9 protein-coding genes and 2 pseudogenes (2 of these 11 running past the window's edge) are annotated in these 19,848 nt (G+C 38.9%); 3 read left to right on the forward strand and 8 right to left on the reverse strand.

Going from position 1 to position 19,848, the window contains the following annotated elements:
• The 5 genes and pseudogenes from L654_RS01000000125990 to L654_RS0111940 form a co-directional block, all read right to left on the reverse strand.
• Positions 1-449: pseudogene (locus tag L654_RS01000000125990) on the reverse strand (MFS transporter); it reaches 1,069 nt to the left of the window's first position.
• Positions 442-2,301 carry an alpha-amylase family glycosyl hydrolase gene (locus L654_RS0111925; protein WP_024608128.1) on the reverse strand — a complete coding sequence of 620 codons (1,860 nt, stop codon included), beginning with the start codon at positions 2,299-2,301 and terminating at the stop codon, positions 442-444. Before L654_RS0111925 ends, L654_RS01000000125990 begins: the two are co-directional and overlap by 8 nt.
• A 90-nt stretch (positions 2,302-2,391) precedes the next feature.
• Positions 2,392-4,242, reverse strand: a complete 1,851-nt coding sequence (locus L654_RS0111930; protein ID WP_024608129.1) for a glycoside hydrolase family 13 protein — start codon at positions 4,240-4,242, stop codon at positions 2,392-2,394.
• A 2-nt stretch (positions 4,243-4,244) separates the two neighbouring features.
• Positions 4,245-5,735 carry a tryptophan halogenase family protein gene (locus L654_RS0111935; protein WP_024590100.1) on the reverse strand — a complete coding sequence of 497 codons (1,491 nt, stop codon included), beginning with the start codon at positions 5,733-5,735 and terminating at the stop codon, positions 4,245-4,247.
• A 132-nt stretch (positions 5,736-5,867) separates the two neighbouring features.
• The gene (locus L654_RS0111940) at positions 5,868-8,651 is read right to left on the reverse strand and encodes a TonB-dependent receptor (RefSeq protein ID WP_024590099.1); all 2,784 of its coding nucleotides are present in this window, start codon (positions 8,649-8,651) and stop codon (positions 5,868-5,870) included.
• Positions 8,652-9,313: 662 nt separating this feature from the next.
• On the opposite strand from L654_RS0111940, the gene L654_RS0111945 reads away from it, so the two are divergent.
• A complete protein-coding gene (locus tag L654_RS0111945) occupies positions 9,314-10,936 on the forward strand; it encodes an alpha-glucosidase family protein (protein WP_024590098.1) in 1,623 nt (540 codons plus the stop codon).
• A gap of 92 nt (positions 10,937-11,028) precedes the next feature.
• Here the strand turns inward: L654_RS0111945 and L654_RS0111950 are convergent, their stop codons facing one another.
• Positions 11,029-11,574, reverse strand: a complete 546-nt coding sequence (locus L654_RS0111950) for a TIGR00645 family protein (protein ID WP_007582598.1) — start codon at positions 11,572-11,574, stop codon at positions 11,029-11,031.
• A 240-nt stretch (positions 11,575-11,814) separates the two neighbouring features.
• On the opposite strand from L654_RS0111950, the gene L654_RS0111955 reads away from it, so the two are divergent.
• Positions 11,815-12,057, forward strand: a complete 243-nt coding sequence (locus L654_RS0111955; protein WP_007582596.1) for a hypothetical protein — start codon at positions 11,815-11,817, stop codon at positions 12,055-12,057.
• 317 nt (positions 12,058-12,374) lie between these two features.
• Here L654_RS0111955 and topA read toward each other — a convergent pair whose 3' ends face one another.
• On the reverse strand, positions 12,375-15,083 hold the full coding sequence (gene topA / locus L654_RS0111960) for a type I DNA topoisomerase (protein ID WP_024592543.1): 2,709 nt from the start codon (positions 15,081-15,083) through the stop codon (positions 12,375-12,377).
• A 248-nt stretch (positions 15,084-15,331) separates the two neighbouring features.
• A complete protein-coding gene (locus tag L654_RS0111965; protein WP_024590096.1) occupies positions 15,332-18,667 on the reverse strand; it encodes a hypothetical protein in 3,336 nt (1,111 codons plus the stop codon).
• Positions 18,668-18,860: 193 nt separating this feature from the next.
• Here L654_RS0111965 and L654_RS0111970 point away from each other — a divergent pair.
• Positions 18,861-19,848, forward strand: a pseudogene (locus L654_RS0111970) (dicarboxylate/amino acid:cation symporter); it runs 359 nt beyond the window's last position.

Here is a 19,848-nt window from a genome sequence, read left to right on the forward strand (position 1 = left end):
CCATAGCCCGTAGCGCGTTGTTTTTCTGGCAGGTTATCGCCTACAAGTGCTCTAAAAGGTTCCATAGTGACATTGATTGAGGCATCCATAATCCATAACATACCTGCAGCAATCCAAAGGGTTGGTGAATGCGGCATGATAAAGAGTGAGATAGTAGTAAGTACCGCCCCTATGAAAAAGAATGGACGACGACGACCAAAACGCCCCCATGTCTTATCACTCCAATAACCAATTATTGGTTGCACTATTAAGCCCGTTAGCGGTGCTGCAACCCATAAAATAGGAATATCATCAACTTGTGCGCCTAGGGTTTGAAAAATACGGCTCACATTGCCGTTTTGTAGTGCAAAACCAAATTGAATACCTAAAAAGCCAAAGCACATATTCCATATTTGCCAAAAACTTAGATTTGGTTTGTTGCTGTCATAATTATTATTTTGATTATTCATGATTAGCCTTATTAGTTAAAACTGCGCTACTAAATGCATCTAGCGAAAGCATAAGCTTTGTAACTTCTTTGTCAGTGATGATCTTTACCGTGTTTTGTTCAAGTAAGTCGTGTAGCGGTCTATTTCGCTCAAAGGTATTTGCTTGCTCTGGTGTTAAATTAATTAATACCGTTTGTGGCTCCTCACTAAAATTACTAAAAACATAAACAGATTGCTGTCCCAGCGTGCGTACAAAACCAACAACGCGTTCGCTATTGCTAAGTGAAAGCTCTGACATGGTTCCACCTACAACAGCGGGCAAACTATTAAGAGCCATTATTGCTTTATAATAATCACGAAGTGATGCTTGCTCGCTCGATAAGTTAGCCCCGTCGAATTTGCCGTTGTTCATCCATGCTTGATGCGCTGGTACACCAATGTAGTCAAAAATACTGGTGCGGGTAGATGTACCAAAACCTGCGTTTTCAGATCCGTCCTCCCCCACATCTTGGGCAAAATATAATAAAGTAGGTGCCCGACTCATTAAGCTAGAAACTACCATTGCTGGTTTCCCCCAGCGTGCATCACCTGCAAAATCAGGGCTAGCAATGCGTTGTTCGTCGTGATTTTCTAAAAAGTGCAGCATGTGCGCTTCAATATCAGCCACTTGGCTTTGGGCTGCAAAAATAGTATTAGCAGCTTGCTTACCCTGCATAATGGCTTTTAATGTGTCGTAAAAGCCGACTTTGTCATACAAGTAATCCATTTTTCCTTGCTGAATATACGCTCTGTACATTTGTGGGTTGTAAACTTCAGCCAATAAAAACGCATCGGGCTTTTGCATTTTTATTGATGAATTTAAAAAGCTCCAAAATTCAACCGGCACCATTTCGGCCATATCGTACCTAAAACCATCAACGCCTTTATCAAGCCAGTAAAGAGTGATATCTCTAAATTTATACCAGCTATTAGGCAGTTCCTTATTTTGCCAAAACGCATAATGGGCGCGATAATCTTGGTTTTCTAGCTCTTTAGGTAATACAGGAAAGTCATAGCTGCCATCAGGCTTAACGCCATAATTCACTCTTACGGTTTCGTACCAATCGTTAATATCTGGCTTGGGTGCACGCGCACCATTCCCCGTCCATTTCGCTGGCGTTTCATCAAAAAAACCGTCAGCTAAAGGGTGAGTATTACCCCCTAAAACTGTATAGCTTTGTGATGTTGGAACCTGAAAAGACTGGCCTGGGACATAGTAAAAATTATTGTTTTTATCATATGCTTTGGTTGTATCGTCTTGTTCACCAAAGTCATTTATTCCCTTGGGTTTTGCTACTGATTTATAATTACGAGCCACATGGTTAGGTACAATATCTATAACCACTTTCATGCCATGCTCATGAGTACGCTCAATCAGATCACTAAACTCACCCATTCTATTAGTCACATTTATAGCTAAATCTGGGTTTACGTCGTAGTAATCTTTTATTGCATAAGGTGAGCCTGCACGGCCTTTAACTACATCAGGGTCGTCTTGCGTAATCCCATACTCGGTATAATCGCCCACTAGCGTATGATGTAAAACACCGGTATACCAAACATGGGTCGTACCCAATTCTTTAATACCTTTAAGTGCAGCATCGTTAAAATCGGCAAATTTACCTACACCATTTTGCTCTTTTGTACCCCAGGGCACATTCGCGGTCTGTGTGTTACCAAATAAGCGTGTAAATACTTGGTATACAACAGGCTTTGTTAACTCATTTTGTGCCTGTTTAGTGGCTTGCTGTTGTTCGGTTTCATTATTGTCTGAGCACGCACTTGTTATAAGTGCGCTACACAGTAATGCGGGTACATAAACTGATTTTTTCATTGTGTGTCTTTTTGTCAGTAGCGTTATAACTTTATACTAAAGATATCTGCAGCAAGCATACAGTTGCTGCATACGTATTCACTTAAACATTCACGGCGTATTAATCACTAATACCGTAGCAGTCATTGGCTCTAAGTTAATACTGTTAGTTAGTTTAAAAGTGTGTTGTGTGAATAATGCCTGCGCATTGGCATTTTTTGGTATAACTTCTTGCATGTAATCAAGATTATGCTTTTGTGTTACTTTGTTTTTATTCATAAAAACTAATACTGTTTGCGTATCACTAACGCGAGCATAACTATAAACACCATTTTTCGGACTGAAATGAACGAGCTTACTCTTTGCAAGCGCCGGGCTTTGCTTTCTAAAGTTAAGTAGCGTGCTTATAGTCTTGTGCATATCGCGCTGATCTTTACTTAACCCGACTCCAGTAAACGCATTAGCGTTTTGATTTTTGAACCCACCAGGAAAATCAATGCGTATATCACCATGATCTTTACTCGGCGTATTATCCAATAATATTTCGGTTCCATAATATATTTGAGCAATGCCGCGCGTTGTTAAAAACAAAGTCATCGCCATTTTAGTTTTAGCTAAGTCTTGCCCAAGCTCCGTATATACACGGCTCATATCGTGGTTATCAGCAAACACCATAATGTTATTGGTGTTTGGGTATAAAAAATCGTTAGCTAATGACTGATATACTTTAACCCAGCCTGTGCTCCAACTCTCATCTTCATTTAAAGCTTGAATTACCGCCTCTTGCAACGAAAAGTCCATCACACTAGGTAAGCTTGACACATACCCATCTTGATTTACTTTACCGCGCTGCCAATACGACGCTATTGTAGGGTTTGAAGTCCACTCTTCGCCAACAATATTAAAGTGTGGGTATTCATCCATAACAGCCTTGGTCCAATCACTTAAAAACGCTTTATCTGAATAAGAATAGGTATCTACACGAATACCGCTTAAATCTGCGTATTCAATCCACCAAATTGCATTTTGAATTAAATACTCATTTAATAATGGTTGGCGCTGGTTTAAATCGGGCATGCTAGCGACAAACCAACCATCGCTAAACTGGCGTTTATCGTAGTTACTTGCATGTGGATCTTGAATTGTTTGGCGCGCATGGCTTGTGGCATTTTTGCCATTTTCAAACTGCCCATTAAAGTTAATCCAATCTTGAGTTGGTTTATCCTTCATCCACGGGTGCTCAGCACCAAAGTGATTAAGCACCATGTCCATAACAAGCCCAATGCCCTGCTCTTTAGCCTTTATTGATAACGTTTTGTATAGGTTATTCGATCCCATTCGCGGATCAACGTTGTAAAAGTCTGTAATCGCGTAACCATGATAAGAGTAATCTGGCATGTTGTTTTCAAGCACTGGAGTAAGCCAAAGCTGTGTTACACCTAAATTATTTAAATACGGTAATGCGTTAATAACACCTCGAATATCCCCTCCATGTCGCCCGCCTTTAAAACCTGGATTTACAGCTTCTAGCATGCTTTTAACTGTGTCATTTGTGGAGTCGCCATTTACAAAGCGATCTGGGTTAATTAAATATAAAGCATCTGCACTTGTGAAACCTTGGCGTTGCGCGCTATTTTTATCTCGGGTAAATAAAGGAAACTCAAAGCTATGAACTGTATTAGTGCTGTTAAACTTGAGCGTTCCTGCTTTGGCGTTATCGCTAATATTTAAATGTAGGAAAGCATAATTAGGGTTGTCGGTACGTGTTACGTTATTAAGTTCAACCCCTTTATACTTATCTAATTTAAATTCTTCGTTAGCTATATTTTGCTCATGCACGAGTACTGTAATGTTATTTTTATTCATGCCGACCCACCAATTGGCAGGCTCTACATTAAGTGCATAACTAAAGCTTGGTAAGCTACATGCGCTTACTAGTAAAAGTGTGTTTAAAAATCGCATTGTTATACCTTTTTAATGCTGGCTAAAAAATTCTGGTGAGTTGGTAACTGCGTTACAGTTGAGCTGATCAACGTTTTTAAAGTAGAGAATAAATCGCTCAGTTGATCATCACTTAGTGAATCAACAATACTGTTATAGTCATCAGGGATAAGCCCTTGCCCTATCATGACTTGCTGCCAAGCAACTTCGGCGAATAGTTCATCATCTTCACGTATTACTTTGCCTGTGTGTTTAAATAAATTCAGTTTATGGGTAAGGGAATTTGGTATATCCATTTGCATGCATTGACGCCAAAACGGGGAGTCTTCTCGCTCGGTGAGTTTATAATGCAAAATAATAAAATCACGTATGTGCTCTAATTCAATAACGCTTTGTTTATTAAACTCCGTTACTAACGCATCGCTAATACCGTTGTGTGGAAATAGCTTAATTAAACGCGTAACCGCAGTTTGAATTAAATGAATACTGGTTGACTCTAGCGGCTCTAAAAAACCACTTGAGAGGCCAACCGACACCACATTTTTATGCCATTGCTTTAAACGCCGACCTGTTTTGAATTTTATAATACGGGGCTCTGTAATTGGCTCAGCGGGTAAGCTTTTTAGCAGTAACTGCTTAGCATCATCATCTGACAAGTATCTACTGCAATAAACAAGGCCATTACCAATACGATTTTGCAGTGGTATTTGCCATTGCCAACCAGCACTATGTGCAATAGATCGCGTATAGGGCTTAAGCTCATGAGTACTTTTTGTTTGTACGGCTACTGCACTATCGCATGGTAAGTAATGAGACCAATCAATAAACCCTGTATTTAGTGTTTGTTCAATTAATAGTGCACGCAGCCCGGTGCAATCTATAAATAAATCCCCACTAATTTGACTGTCGTTATCCAGTGCTAGGCTTTTAACATTGCCTGTATCGCATTGTTCAACATGGCTTATTTTTGCATCTATGTGTTTAACACCGCGCGATATAGCCAACTTTTTTAAGTATTCAGCGTAAAGCGTCGCATCAAAATGATATGCGTAACTCAGCCCAGGTAGTTGGGTATTAGGAATTGTATTGAGGGGTGCAAATTTATGCTGTTTAGCCGCTTGGTAATTGAGTGAAAAATCCCATAAGTCGTCTTCGTAGCCCGTAATTTGACCTTTTAACCAAAAGTTATAAAAATCGCAAAAGGGAAAATCTTTACCTAACGAGCCAAACGCATGCATGTAGCTATGCCCTGGCGTTTTCCAGTTTTCGAACTCTATACCTAATTTTATTGAAGCATTAGTGGCATTAATAAAATCTTGCTCGTTTATACCCAGCGCGTTATTAAGTTGAATAATGGGCGGTATCGTTGCTTCACCCACTCCTACCGTACCAATAGCTGATGATTCTATTAGTGTGATATTAATTACTTTACCTAACACTTTATTAAGCAGTGCTGCTGTTATCCACCCTGCGGTACCACCGCCTGCAATTACGACATGTTTTATTGGTTTCATATTATTGCCCACACTTTAATACAGCGCTCAATAAACTTAATTAAGCGAATTGGTATTAATCAGTGTTTGATAAACTAGCTATAAAAAAGCCCTTGTAAAACAAATCACAAGGGCTTCTACACACAACTTTTATTATAGCTTGTAACTAAAGCCTAACAAGTAAGTACGACCGTAATCTTGGTAGTCACGTACTTGTAGAGCATTATCGCCAGAAAGTGACGTAAACGGTTCTTCAGTTAAGTTTTGTACTTGAAACTGGACAGATAAACCTTCAAGGCTTTCAATACCGGCCTCAGAGAAGTCATAACCTGCTTGAACATCCCAAATAGTTTCACCTAAAATATCAACTTGTTCAGTGTTAAAACCTAAACCATATACATCGCCTTTAAAGGCACTGCGTTTGCGCATACTGGTACGTAATTGCATACCATGCATTTCGTAGTAAACTGTTAAGCTTTGAATTTTATCCGAAAGACCTGGTAGCTCGTAATCGTTACCGTTTTGATCTTCAATATCAGACTCAATACCAGTATGGCTGGCAATTAAACCAAAACCTTCAAGAGATGGGTGGAATATTTTAAATGGTAACGCTAGTGAAAGCTCGTAACCATATAAATCGCCACCGCCGCCATTTATTTTACCGCTGCCTGTACCTGATGATGTTGCAGGAACTTCACCTGTTGAAGGGTCAGCTACGCCTGACATATCAATTGCGTACGTGCCGTCAAAAATCCACTGGGTTAAGTCTTTATAGAAAAACGCAGCAGAGAAGTAACCTTCATCGCTAAAGTAATTCTCGTAAGTAAAATCGTAGCCGGTTGCTTCTTTAGGTTCTAAATTTGGGTTACCACCCGATACAGACCAGTAGTTACCATTTTCATCAGGTGTTTGATTATATGAAGCATTAACTGATGAATTCATTTCGTCTAAGCGTGCACGAGAAATTGTTTTAGCAACACCAAAACGTATCGTTTGTTGCTCATCAATCGCAAGTGACAGGTTTAAGCTAGGTAATACGTGCGAGTAATCATGACTTATGTTTGTAGGTGATGTAACAACCACACCATCAACAGTACTAAATGCATTACCTTGTGATGATTGATCAGTTTGTACATAACGCACGCCCACATTACCCGTTAATGCAAGACCGCTTACTTCAGCATTAATATTTGCTTGAATAAATGCAGAAGTAATTTCTTCTTTTACAGTCCACGATTTAGTCGCATGACTTGTATTTGTTAAGCTCTCTGCCAGTAAGTCGTAATAACCGTCGTTAACTAAGCCATTTACGTCATAAGCAATCATATCGCCCATGCCTATAAAGCCTAAATCAACACTTCCGTTTCGGTACTGTTCTGGCACATTAAGCATGCCTGGGTTATCAAGCGAAAAGCTAGATAACGTCATAAAGTAACCTTCTGAATCTTTTGTTTTCTCACGTTCTTTGTAAGACATACCAAATTCAATAGAGCTTATGTACTCGTTTTCTAATACCTTTGAAGCCGCTATTTTTAATGTTGATAGCTCATCTTCAATGGTCGGTGCATTAATAAAACCATCTTGCGCTTGGTTTTCATACTCAGTACCAGTTAAACCATATTTATCGTTAAGTGCAGAGCTTGCACCCCACGATAGCGGGCCACCTAACTGTATTAAACCATAATCGCTATAATCTAAATCATGTGAAAAAGTAGCCCCAGTGTTACCACCATTAAATGTGTAACCCAAGTTATCTGCAACACCGCGAGCATCGCCACGGCCAGTGCCTGAGTAGCTCTCAACACTCCAGATTTTACGGTCTACTTGTGAATAACTTGCATCAAACTCTACTGACCACGAATCGTCAATATCGTATTTAGTATTAAAACCAAAAGCTGTAAGTTCGGCTTCGCGTTCTTCATAATCGTTTCGAACTACTACACGTTGGCCTTGTGTTACTGCACTTGTTATAAAGCCAGATGCTTCATCAACTACAACACTATTTGCATCAATACTGCCTTGTCCCCATGCAAATGGAACTTCAATACCGCGTAGAATTTTTTCATCTGTAAAATCTACATATAACGCATCAAACGTCATGTTTAATTTGTCAGTAGGCGCCGCTTCTAAAACAAGCATTGCAGAATCACGCTCAAGCGTTGATGAACGCACGTAAGGTTTAGCACCACCTAAAATTGAATAATCGTTACCATTTTCAGTGAATTCTGGGTAGCCCCATGAGTTCCAACGTTTTTCTTGATTTGGTGAACTCATTGTATTTAAAGCAAAGGCAACACCAATTGTATCGTCAGCAAACTGGTCAATGTATGAAATAGTGCCTCGGTAACCGTCATCATTACCGTCTGGATTTAATTTACCAAAGCTGGTTTGCTCATACTGCCCATTTACTTGCACAACACGTTCGCCTTTACTTAAAGGGCGCACGGTTTGCATATTAATAACACCGGCAATACCTTCAGCATCAATACTTGCATTTGGCGTTTTATAAACGGTTACACCGCTCATTATTTCTGATGGATAAAGGTCAAACTCTACACCACGGTTATCACCAATCGATACCTGCTCACGACCGTTAAACGTTGTGCCACTTTCATTCTCGCCAAAACCACGAATAGAGACACGACTTGCTCGGCCGTCTAAGCGCTGTGCGGTTAAACCGGGTAAACGCGCAATCGATTCAGCAATTGAAGAGTCTGGCAGCTTACCTATATCTTCTGCAGAAATAGATTCTACAACCTGTGTAGAAAAACGTTTTGTGTTGATTGATTCTACAACACTGCCACGAAAGCCTTTAACTTCGATAACTTCTACATCATCTTTTTTTATTGTATCTTCTTGAGCAGCCTGTGTAGCAAAGCTTGATAAGCCTGCAGCTGTTAATGCTAAAGTTAATATACTTGGTTTGAACATAGACATAATGTTTTCCCGTTACCCATATTGTGATACCCGCGTTCAATGTTTAAGTGATAGTTAAACAAGGCGAGCTAATTTTGTTGTCAGGATGAATATTAACGCCAGATTTATTTTATTAACAACTTTATGCATACGTATTCAACAATTTCAATGTAGCCTAACATTAACATACATTACACGCATATAATTTTAACCATATGATTTTATTAAAAATAAACAAAACAAAAAACACTGAAAGGGCATGATAGATTAAATCTATTCTGTAGAAAACTAATAGCCTTCCTACTTGAATGTAAACAAGATGAAATTAATTAGCGCTGTTATATAACGTTTAAATAATTGCACATTTACTAAGTGTTAAATTGGTCAGACCATTTCTAGTAAAACCAAGGGTATATTTCCTTTATAGTACAAACTGTTAGGTTAAATTTAACTAAAAAATGAATGAATAACATAATTGGTAAACATTAAACACACAAAACGAACACCGCTAAAGATGCGCTAAGCGCTTATTTTAAATAATTTTATTGCATTATTTTTAGTGCATACGTATGCAGACTTTTTACAGAATTACAGGCTTCACGTATGCTTTTTGAAAATAACGTGATTAATCGTAATCACAATGAAGAATAGTCTAAATACTGTGTGGAATGACGGAGAAAAGCATGACCCAAAAGCAGTGGTATAAAGGTGCGGTTATTTATCAAGTTTATCCGCGTAGCTTTCAAGATAGCAACAACGATGGTATTGGTGACTTAAAAGGGATTATTAATCGTATTGATTACATTAAAAGCTTAGGCGTTGATGCAATTTGGATTTCACCTTTTTTCAAATCGCCGATGAAAGACTTTGGCTACGATATTAGTGACTACCGTGACATTGACCCGCTTTTTGGTGATTTAAACGATTTTGATGAACTTATTAGCCAAGCCCATGATCGCAATATTAAAATTATAATTGACCAAGTACTAAGCCATACATCAGATCAACACCAATGGTTTACAGATAGCCGCGAAAATCAAAATAACGATAAAGCAGATTGGTATGTTTGGGCTGAAGCTAAAGATGACGGCACAGCACCTAATAATTGGCTGTCTATTTTTGGTGGTGGCGCGTGGCAGTGGGAACCTCGCCGTGGGCAATATTATTTGCATAACTTTTTAACCGAACAACCCGATTTAAACTTTCATAATCCTGACGTAAGACAAGCTGTACTTGATAACGTAGAGTTTTGGCTTAAAAAAGGCGTTGATGGCTTTAGATTAGATGCTATTAACTTTTGTTATCACGATGCACAACTTCGCGATAACCCAGCTAAACCAAAAGATAAGCGCCAGGGTCGTGGTTTTAGTGAAGATAACCCATACGCATTTCAGTATCATTACTACAACAACACTCAGCCAGAAAATATTGAGTTTATGCAAGACATTCGCACATTACTTAATAAATACCCAGGTACTGTATCGCTTGGCGAAATCTCATCAGAAGATTCATTGGCGACAATGGCGCAATACACCCAAGGTGGCGATAAGCTGCACATGGGATATAGCTTTGAGCTCTTAACAAATGATTATTCAAGTGAATATATTAGAACTACGGTTCAAACTCTTGAACAACGTATGACTGAGGGTTGGCCGTGTTGGGCATTTAGCAACCATGATGTAGAGCGCGTAGCAAGTCGCTGGAGCGAAAATGGCGAAATAAACCCTCAGCAATGTAAAATGCTAACCGCCCTACTTGCTTCCCTTCGTGGCAGTGTGTGTATGTACCAAGGTGAAGAATTAGGTTTAGGTGAAGCATCTGTCGCCTTTGAAGACTTACAAGACCCATACGGCATTACATTTTGGCCTAACTTTAAAGGGCGTGATGGCTGTAGAACGCCAATGCCTTGGGAGCAAGTTGATTCATCTCATGCCGGTTTTAGTGATGTAAAACCTTGGCTACCCGTTGATAATGCACACAAACAGCAATCAGTCGCTGTGCAAACTAATGATAGCAACTCAATTTTAAACGCCTACCGTGAATTTATGGCGTGGCGCAAAAGCCAAACTGTTTTACTTGAGGGTGATATTGAGTTTATTGAAACGCCTGAGCCTGTGCTTGCTTTTTATAGAACGCTTGGACCGCAAAAAATGCTGTGCATGTTTAATCTAAGCTCTCAACAAACAAGTATTGATATGCCAACATCAATCGTTAAAGAATACAATGAGCTTAGCCACCACAGCGCAAAATTAAGCCAAGACACACTAACACTTGAGCCTTTCGCTTGCTTTTATGCAAAGTGTTAATGACATCAATAATTACACTTAATATTACAGCTAAGCTCTAAACATAAAAAGCCCAAGTAAATTACTTGGGCTCTTTTATGCGTTTAATTTTTCTAATGACTTTGGGTTTTACTGTTTAAGTAGTCAGTTAAAGCAAATAAAACGCCTGACATTACAAACGTGACATGAATAGTCACTTTCCAAAGTAGCTCATCACTTGGATATGCGCCTGAGTTTATAAATACTTTTAATAACTCAACAGCCGAAATAGCGACTATCGCACTTATTAATTTCATCTTTAGACCTGAAAAACCAACTTTTCCCATCCAAGATGGTCTGTCTTCGTGATTATCAATATTAAGCTTAGAAACAAAGTTCTCGTAACCACTAAATGTAATGATCAGCAATAACCCCGCTAATAATGCCGTATCAACTAAAGTTAGAATACCGACAAGTAACTCTTGATTGGTTGCTGTAAATGTCGCAATACCCATTAAATAAAGCTGCTTAAAAAACTTTATTAACAACAGTACAACTGCAAATAGTAAACCCACAAAAAATGGGGCTAGTAGCCAACGCCCTTTAAAAATAAAAGATTCTAATGCATGCTCTACTTTATTAGCTTGGCGTGGTTTTTTATTAGGGGTGTGTGATGACATTGGTTTGTCTTTTAATTAAAAAAAGCGACCTTAGCTTATAAACCACTGCAACACAATGCTGCGAAATCCTGACAAGTAAATTACTCATCCTCACGATAAAAAAATTTCGTTATCTTTTATTTCGTTTTCGTTTAAAAATCAGTGTACCAACAGAGTTGTTCTGGATTGGGCACTACTGGTTTAAACCTAATCTTAAACTGGGTAAATCAGTCATCACACCATTTTTTTAGGAATAAACGAATGAAAAAAGCATTGCTAGCATTAATCGTAGCTCCACTATTTGCAGTATCTGCGACTTACGCGGTAGCAGACGATGCGCCAACAGCTTCAGCCGAAATGGTAAAAGAATACACAGAAATGTGTGTTAACTGGGCTAAAGATGATGACGTAAGCAATGAAGAGCTAAATGCCTACGTATTAAAATGCGTAAATGATGAGCTTGAATCTGAAGGCTATAAAAAAGTATCTTCTGTTAAGATTTAATCATACCAATTGCATTAAATTAGTGATCTATTATAGCGCTAAGAAAATAGCTCAATAGCAAGTGAAATAGCATGACATATAGTTGTTTTATATGAATGTTTTTTAACGCAGTGAGTGGGTTATTTAGTGCAATATAATGACCATGTTTTTAATAAAATTGGTATCTCCAATACGCTTAGTTGAATGTACTGCTAATAAAGCCGTTGCGAAAACATTTAACTAGGCACAAAAAAACCGGAATAGACACAAGCTGTGCGTTCCGGTTTTTTTATGGTTTTTTAAAACCTATAAGAAGTTATGAATAAGCGATAACGTGCTTATTCATCTTCTTTTTTAGCTTTCGCTTTAGGCTTTGCTTTAGCTGGTGCCTTTTTTGCAGCAGCTTTCTTTTTAGGTGCTGCCTTTTTCTTCGCTTCTTCTGTCCATTTACCTGCTTCATAATGAGCAGTCCAGCCAGTAGCTTTACCGTCAACTTCAGTCATAACATACTGAGCTTTATTTTTACGGCTGTAGCGTACAACAGCAAGATTACCATCAGGATCTTTAGCAGGTGCATCTGCTAAGTAATAAAACTTAGGCGAGATACGGTCTCTAAAGCGTTTTAACTCTTCTACCTTAGGTGCACGTGTTTCACGAGACTTAGGAAAAGTATTTGCAGCTAAAAATATACCAGCGGCGCCATCACGTAATACGAAATACGCATCTGACTTTTCACACTCTAACTCAGTAATGTGAACAGGATCTTCTTTTGGTGGAGCAGCTTCGCCACTTTTAAGTAGTTTACGTGTGTTTTTACACTCGTCATTATTACAGCCAAAATACTTACCAAAACGACCCGATTTAAGTTCCATGTCAGAGCCACATTTATCACATTCGATAATTGGTCCGTCATAGCCTTTAATTTTAAAGGTGCCTTCTTCAACAATATGCCCTTTACATGCGGGGTTATTACCACACACATGTAATTTACGGGTTTCGTCGATTAGGTATGAATCCATTGCAGTTTCACAAATAGGACAACGTTTCATCTGCATTAACTTTTCAGTTTCTACATCTTCTACATCAGCTGCAACTGCTTCATCACCCGACACCAAGTTCATTGTTGTAGTGCAACGCTCTTTTGGCGGAAGGCTGTAACCAGTACACCCTAAGAAAACACCAGTTGATGCCGTTCGTATACCCATTTTTCGGCTACACGTAGGACATTCAATATCGGTTTCAACCATCTCGTTAAGACGCATGCCACCGTTCTCTGGCTCGTCTTTAGCGACAGTTAATTGCGTTGAAAAATCAGCATAAAACTTATCTAGAACTTGAGTCCATACACGCTCGCCTTCAGCGATATCATCTAAACGGCCTTCCATTTTAGCTGTAAAATCAAAGTTCATTAAATCAGTGAAATTTTCAACCAAGCGATCGGTAACTATTTCACCCATTTTTTCAGCGAAGAAACGGCGGTTTTCTACACGTACATAACCACGATCTTGAATCGTTGATATAATTGACGCATAAGTAGATGGACGACCAATACCGCGTTTTTCAAGCTCTTTTACTAAACTTGCTTCACTAAAGCGCGCTGGCGGTTTAGTAAAATGCTGCTTAGGATCGAGTTCGATTAAAGTAAGGACTTCACCTTCTTTAACAGCCGGTAGTGATTGATCTTCTTCGTTTTTCTTACGTATCGCAGGTTGTACTTTTGTCCAACCATCAAAGCGTAGCACACGGCCTTTCGCTTTAAGCTGGAAGTCGTTAGCTGCAACAGTTAGTGTTGTTAAATCGTATTCAGCAGGTACCATTTGGCACGCTACAAACTGACGCCAAATTAGCTCGTACAGCTTTTTAGCATCGGCGTCTACACCTTCAACATGACCAGATAACACGGTAACGCTTGAAGGACGTATTGCCTCATGCGCCTCTTGTGCATTGCCTTTAGAGCTGTAGCTAATTGGATCTTTTGGTAAGTATTTAGCACCAAACTCGTTTGTTACATACTCACGACACATTTCAACGGCATCTTTTGAAAGATTAGTTGAATCGGTACGCATATACGTAATATAACCACCTTCATACAAACGCTGAGCAAGCATCATGGTCTTTTTAACGCCATAACCTAAACGCGTACTTGCCGCTTGCTGCATGGTTGAAGTAATTAATGGCGCACTTGGGCGACTTTTACTTGGTTTTTCTTCAACGCTAATTACTTTGTATTCTGCATTCTCAAGGCTTTTAACCGCTGCGCTAGCCTGAGCTTCATTTACAGGCTTAAAAGGCTTTCCTGCTTGTTTGGCTACTTCTAAACGTAATTCAGACTCAGTATTTTTAACGTCAGCATGGATATCCCAAAATTCTTCAGGGATAAACGCCTTAATTTCGCGCTCACGCTCTACTAATAAACGTACCGCAACAGACTGAACTCGTCCTGCAGAAAGTCCACGGGCCACTTTGGCCCACAATAAAGGTGATACCATAAAGCCAACAACACGGTCTAAAAAGCGACGTGTTTGCTGAGCATAAACCATATCAGTATTAAGCTCGCCAGGTGTTTCAAACGCTTGCTGTATTGCGTTTTTAGTAATTTCGTTAAAAACTACGCGCTTATATTTAGCAGGATCACCACCAATGATTTCTTGAAGGTGCCAAGCAATTGCTTCCCCTTCTCTATCCAAATCCGTTGCGAGATATATTTGGTCTGCATTTTCAGCCAGCTTTTGTAATTCTTGAACAACTTTTTCTTTACCAGGCAGTATTTCGTAATGCGGATCCCAGCCTTGGTTTGGGTCAATACCCATACGCGCGACTAAGTTTGTATAATCTCGTTGCTTTTTATACGCTGCTTTCTCTTCAGGTTCCATTTTACGAACTTCTGCTGGCGTTTTAGTTGCCGGCACTTTAGCTTTGCTCGAACCTGAAGTAGGTAAATCTCGTACATGCCCAATACTGGACTTTACGATGAAGTCATTACCTAAATATTTATTAATTGTTTTAGCCTTAGCAGGAGACTCTACAATTACTAGCGATTTGCCCATAGTTGCCTATTTCTAACCAAATATTAAAAATGTGTTTTGCCGACATAAGCGGCGCGAATATTTATAGGTATATCTACAAACACTAGTTGTTACAAGCTTTTAATACAAACTTTTCAGTATTTACTGAATAAACGAACAATTTTTGTCGTTAAATTAAACAAACTAGTGTTTTTAGATTAATTGATGTGGAATATATAGAACAGAAACAAAAATGCCAACCTAAAGGTTGGCATTTTTAAAATAAAGCCTTATTTACTATCGTAAATTTCGATTCCTTTGGAGACTGTTTTAGTGCCACCAGCCTGAGTAGTAAACTCAAATGTTATTGAAAGTACACCGTCAAATTTATCATTACCATCCGCTTCACGAGAAATACGAACATCTGAATACATTGGTTTATCCGTATTCGTACTTGGAATAATAGCGTTATTTTCGATAATAGATAAGTCACCATTTGTAGAGGCTATAGATACAGTTGTACCCGCTGGTAGTGGATTACCAAACTCATCTGTGTAGTGAATACGAACTGTAATACCACTTAGACCTATATCAATAGTAAGTGTTTCAGGATCTGTTTCATCTGGATCCGTATCATCATAATCTGGGTTATCAATAATAACGTTAACCGTAGATAGATTAATAGATTCAGCATCACAACGTTCTAGCACATCAGAACCTTCCAGAGAAGCAACAATAGAGCTTGAGCAATCTGCTGGTACGTAAACAGGATACGGCGCATCAAGAATATCCGTTGTTTTCAGCACAGAAAAACGAACATATGGGTTATCTCCAGACATAACCAATTCAATTTGTTTACGCACCTCAATTAGCTCTCGAGAACACTCACCTGCATTTTCAGCGGCTTCGCTACATAATAAGCCATTATATTTACCATCTGCAAAGTCATAAATACCGTCATTATCTAGGTCTCGCCATGTTTCATTATGACCACCTCGTGAAATTAACTCAGAACATTCATCCGTAGACGGGTCATAATTTGAAGCATCTGCATCACTACAGTTTGCTTTATCGAAGGCAGCATTTTCATTGTGATCTATAAATGCTTCAGGTAAATCGTAACTAGTATAATATTCACCAATATCAAACAAGCCATTGGTGCGTTTAACATCATCAGTAGTTTGCTCATCTACAAAGTTCTCTTGTCCTTTAGTGACAGCGAGAACACTTACACGCCCTCCCATAACAACACCATCAGCATTATTTTTAGCGCGTGTAATACCATTTATACAAGGAGCTGCAATACCAAAATATGGGTCACAATTTATAATACCTGTTTTTGGATTAATACCTTCAGTAGTTGTTGCGTCCCCATCAATATCGCCAATTCGGTTACCCCACTTATAATCATAAAATGGACGGTCCCCTTGAGAGCGCCAGGTTACAACACAGGTAGCATCGTCAGTTTTACAAGTAACTTCATTGCTAGATGAGCCAATAACACCAGCTTCAGCTAAAATAGTTGCTTCTACACCGTCACCGTTATAATTATTAAATTGGTCACCAAAATATACCGTAATATCATTTAAAACACCGTTATAATTAAGTGAGTTAGTATTAAACGTATTTGGGCTTGCATCAAAACTGTTTTGGTCTGTTACGCCCGAAGCCAGTGTTAATTGAGCCGATACAGAACTTATCTGCTCGCTCAATGGTACTAAAGTAAGTGTTCCGTCTGGACAAATTTCATTGTTTGGTTCTGATGTACACAGTTCTACATCATCAACCCAACATGTTAAGTCATCACCTTCAGGTAAATTATTAACATCTTCTTTAGAAATAAAACACGCTTTTACCACTAATGGACCAGGCACTATGCCAGATTCAACCGTTGTTTGAACAAAGCCTTCATTATTTGTATCACTTGTTCTAAGCGACAGTTTAGCTGCACCCACTGAATCTGTTAACTTGAAATCAATACGTTGCTGCGTGGATGCAAGGCCATCCGCATCTATTAGCTTAAATCTAACAATCGATTGAGTCGGGGCGCCGCCTTCACCTGGAGGTAATGCAATAAATGTTTCGCTGACATCAACAAACTGTATTGATTGTACCGCTGATGTTTCCACAGGAATAATCGTAGTAGCAGTAAAGTTTTTACCACCTGTCTCAACCGTGATATTAATATCATCATCAATACTACAACCTGTAGCTCGGTATGTTGATGTTGCGATACCACTTGATGATTTTACTGATGCATCAATTACTGAGTCGCCACTAATTACACAAGTTGAGCTGAACTCAACATCTGTTGGAGTTAAGTATAAATTACCATCTTCATCTAAAAGTGTTACTTCAATAACGGTACTACCACCTGCTTTTAAAGGAATAACATTTCCTGAAGTATCTTTATTAAGCCCGTTATCAACCTCTAGGGTTAAATCAGCAATACCTACAGCAAAATTAGTTGAATTACTTTCACCTACAGACGTTACAGTCACAGTACCTGCGCCACCAGTATTTCCAGGCTGCAATTTTAGTAAAGCAATACCAAAGTTATCGGTAAGGGCTGTCCCAGATGAAGGGAGAACAGAACCTAAATTTGTTGAAATATTAACAAGCGAATTTTTACTACCTTCACCACTTTGCTCATCAATGACTTCAACAAATAATTCACCTAGTTCTGATGAAGAGATTGTATTAGCTACCGTACAACTCGATGCTGCTTGTGTAGGGTCAAGTTTTACACTAGAACGATTATCGTCCCAGCCTGCGTTACAGCCTGTTAAGAGCTTTACTGATATAGAGAATTGTGCCAAATCAACTGGTGCAGAATCACCTGATGAATAAAATACAGCTGTATTACTCACTTCTGTTGAGTTCGTAGGATTATAAGTTGCAACAACTTGACCTGCGCCTTTAAAACTACCACTAGAGAGAGTCACTTTTGCCTCACCCGCTGAGTTTGTAATTGCAGTTCCTAAGTCTGGCGTTATTTTACCTGTGAAGTTTGTAGTAAATGTAACAAGTTGCTCGCTAAGTGCAACTCCATCATTTTTTAAAGTCGCTGTAACCGTGCCTAAGTTGTCAGTTGTAACCGGATTTGTATCCGAATACTTAGCACCATTTTCATCGACAATATTTACTGTTAGAGTTGTTGACCCACTAACACCAGTATCATCACCCTGCCCACCGCTTGATTGAAAAGCAAAAGTACTTGTATAAGATTCACCATCGACTGTATAAGTAGCGGTTACTTCTCCAGCACCGGCTTGAGCACCGGCTGTAAGTTCAACGGTTGCAATACCATCGTTCTGGGTTAATGCACTTGATGGAGACAGTTCACCAATCTCATCTTCTAATGTAAACGTAATGCGCTTACCCGCAACAATTACCCCGTCTTGAGTAAGAATTGCGCGTAAATCTAAAGAGGAGGTAGCGGTAACAGAATTTGACTCTGTTGCGTCTGTTTGAGAATACCCATTTAATGAAACCGAGTATGTAGCAGCCTCTGTAGTGGAATCACCATCACTTATAGAACCGTCTTTTTCAAGTGACCCACCGCCACCACAGGCTGTGAGTAAAAAACTTAGCAATGAAATGCCGAGCAGTCGCATTAAAGGCATGAACCTCTCCCTAGCGTTGTTATTATAATTAAAATTAATTTACACTTAATATTAACCTATAACTTAGTCTAAAATCACAGTTTTTTATTACTTTTTTGTGCAAAATATTTTTAAATAAATACTAACTTTTTCTGTAGTAAATATTTCCTTGCTGGTAGTCTATGGCAAATTTATAAAATGTAGATCAGGAAATATGTCAAAAATCCGTTCAATGAGTTTAACCACTCGCATCATGATTGGTATGGCGCTTGGGGTTGCAGTAGGTTTTATATTTCAGGCTATATTAGCTGGTGAAGACGATTATCTAATACCACTTGGGTTATTCTCTTTGCCAATTAAAGCCTTTTTTGTTGATGGTATTTTCCATGTCGGTGGTCAAATATTCATTGCCAGCTTGAAAATGTTAGTTGTGCCTCTTGTTTTTGTATCGCTTGTTTGTGGTACCTGTAGCTTAAGCGACCCTAAAAAACTAGGCCGCCTAGGTGGTAAATCTATTGGTTTATATTTATTAACTACAGCTATTGCTATAACAGTGGCGATTACACTTGCCTTATTATTTAGCCCTGGTGAAGGTATAAGCTTGCCATCTAATGCAACCTACGATGCTAAAGAAGCACCTACCCTTGCACGTGTAATTATAGACATGTTTCCTACAAATCCTTTTGAAGCAATGGCCAAAGGCAATATGCTTCAAGTTATTGTGTTTGCGCTTTTATTTGGTGTAGCAATGGCATTAAGTGGTAAAGCAGGAAAACGTGTTGCTACCGTATTTGAAGATTTAAACACTGTGATTTTAAAACTAGTTACGCTTTTAATGAATATTGCCCCTTATGGTGTGTTCTTTTTAATGGCAAAACTGTTTACAACAATTGAGCTTAACTTAATTGTGAGCTTAGCGAAGTACTTTGGCGTTGTAGTGCTTGCACTGTTATTACATGCTTTTGTAAACTACACATTGCTTTTAAAAATATTAACGGGCTTAAACCCGCTTATTTTCTTAGCAAAAATGAAGCACACATGCTTATTTGCATTTAGTACCTCGAGCTCAAGCGCAACTATGCCTATTACACTTGAAACTGCTACTAAAAAGTTAGGTGCTAATAACTCGGTTGCCTCATTTACTATCCCACTGGGTGCTACCATTAACATGGATGGCACTGCCATCATGCAAGGTGTGGCTA

The organism is Pseudoalteromonas sp. TAB23, assembly GCF_000498075.1.
Lineage (GTDB): Bacteria > Pseudomonadota > Gammaproteobacteria > Enterobacterales > Alteromonadaceae > Pseudoalteromonas > Pseudoalteromonas arctica.

Coding starts and splice junctions, on each gene's coding strand:
- L654_RS0111925 (WP_024608128.1), bottom strand. CDS start 2,301: ATGAAAAAATCAGTTTATGTACCCGCATTACTGTGTAGCGCACTTATA.
- L654_RS0111930 (WP_024608129.1), bottom strand. CDS start 4,242: ATGCGATTTTTAAACACACTTTTACTAGTAAGCGCATGTAGCTTACCA.
- L654_RS0111935 (WP_024590100.1), bottom strand. CDS start 5,735: ATGAAACCAATAAAACATGTCGTAATTGCAGGCGGTGGTACCGCAGGG.
- L654_RS0111940 (WP_024590099.1), bottom strand. CDS start 8,651: ATGTCTATGTTCAAACCAAGTATATTAACTTTAGCATTAACAGCTGCA.
- L654_RS0111945 (WP_024590098.1), top strand. CDS start 9,314: ATGACCCAAAAGCAGTGGTATAAAGGTGCGGTTATTTATCAAGTTTAT.
- L654_RS0111950 (WP_007582598.1), bottom strand. CDS start 11,574: ATGTCATCACACACCCCTAATAAAAAACCACGCCAAGCTAATAAAGTA.
- L654_RS0111955 (WP_007582596.1), top strand. CDS start 11,815: ATGAAAAAAGCATTGCTAGCATTAATCGTAGCTCCACTATTTGCAGTA.
- topA (WP_024592543.1), bottom strand. CDS start 15,083: ATGGGCAAATCGCTAGTAATTGTAGAGTCTCCTGCTAAGGCTAAAACA.
- L654_RS0111965 (WP_024590096.1), bottom strand. CDS start 18,667: ATGCCTTTAATGCGACTGCTCGGCATTTCATTGCTAAGTTTTTTACTC.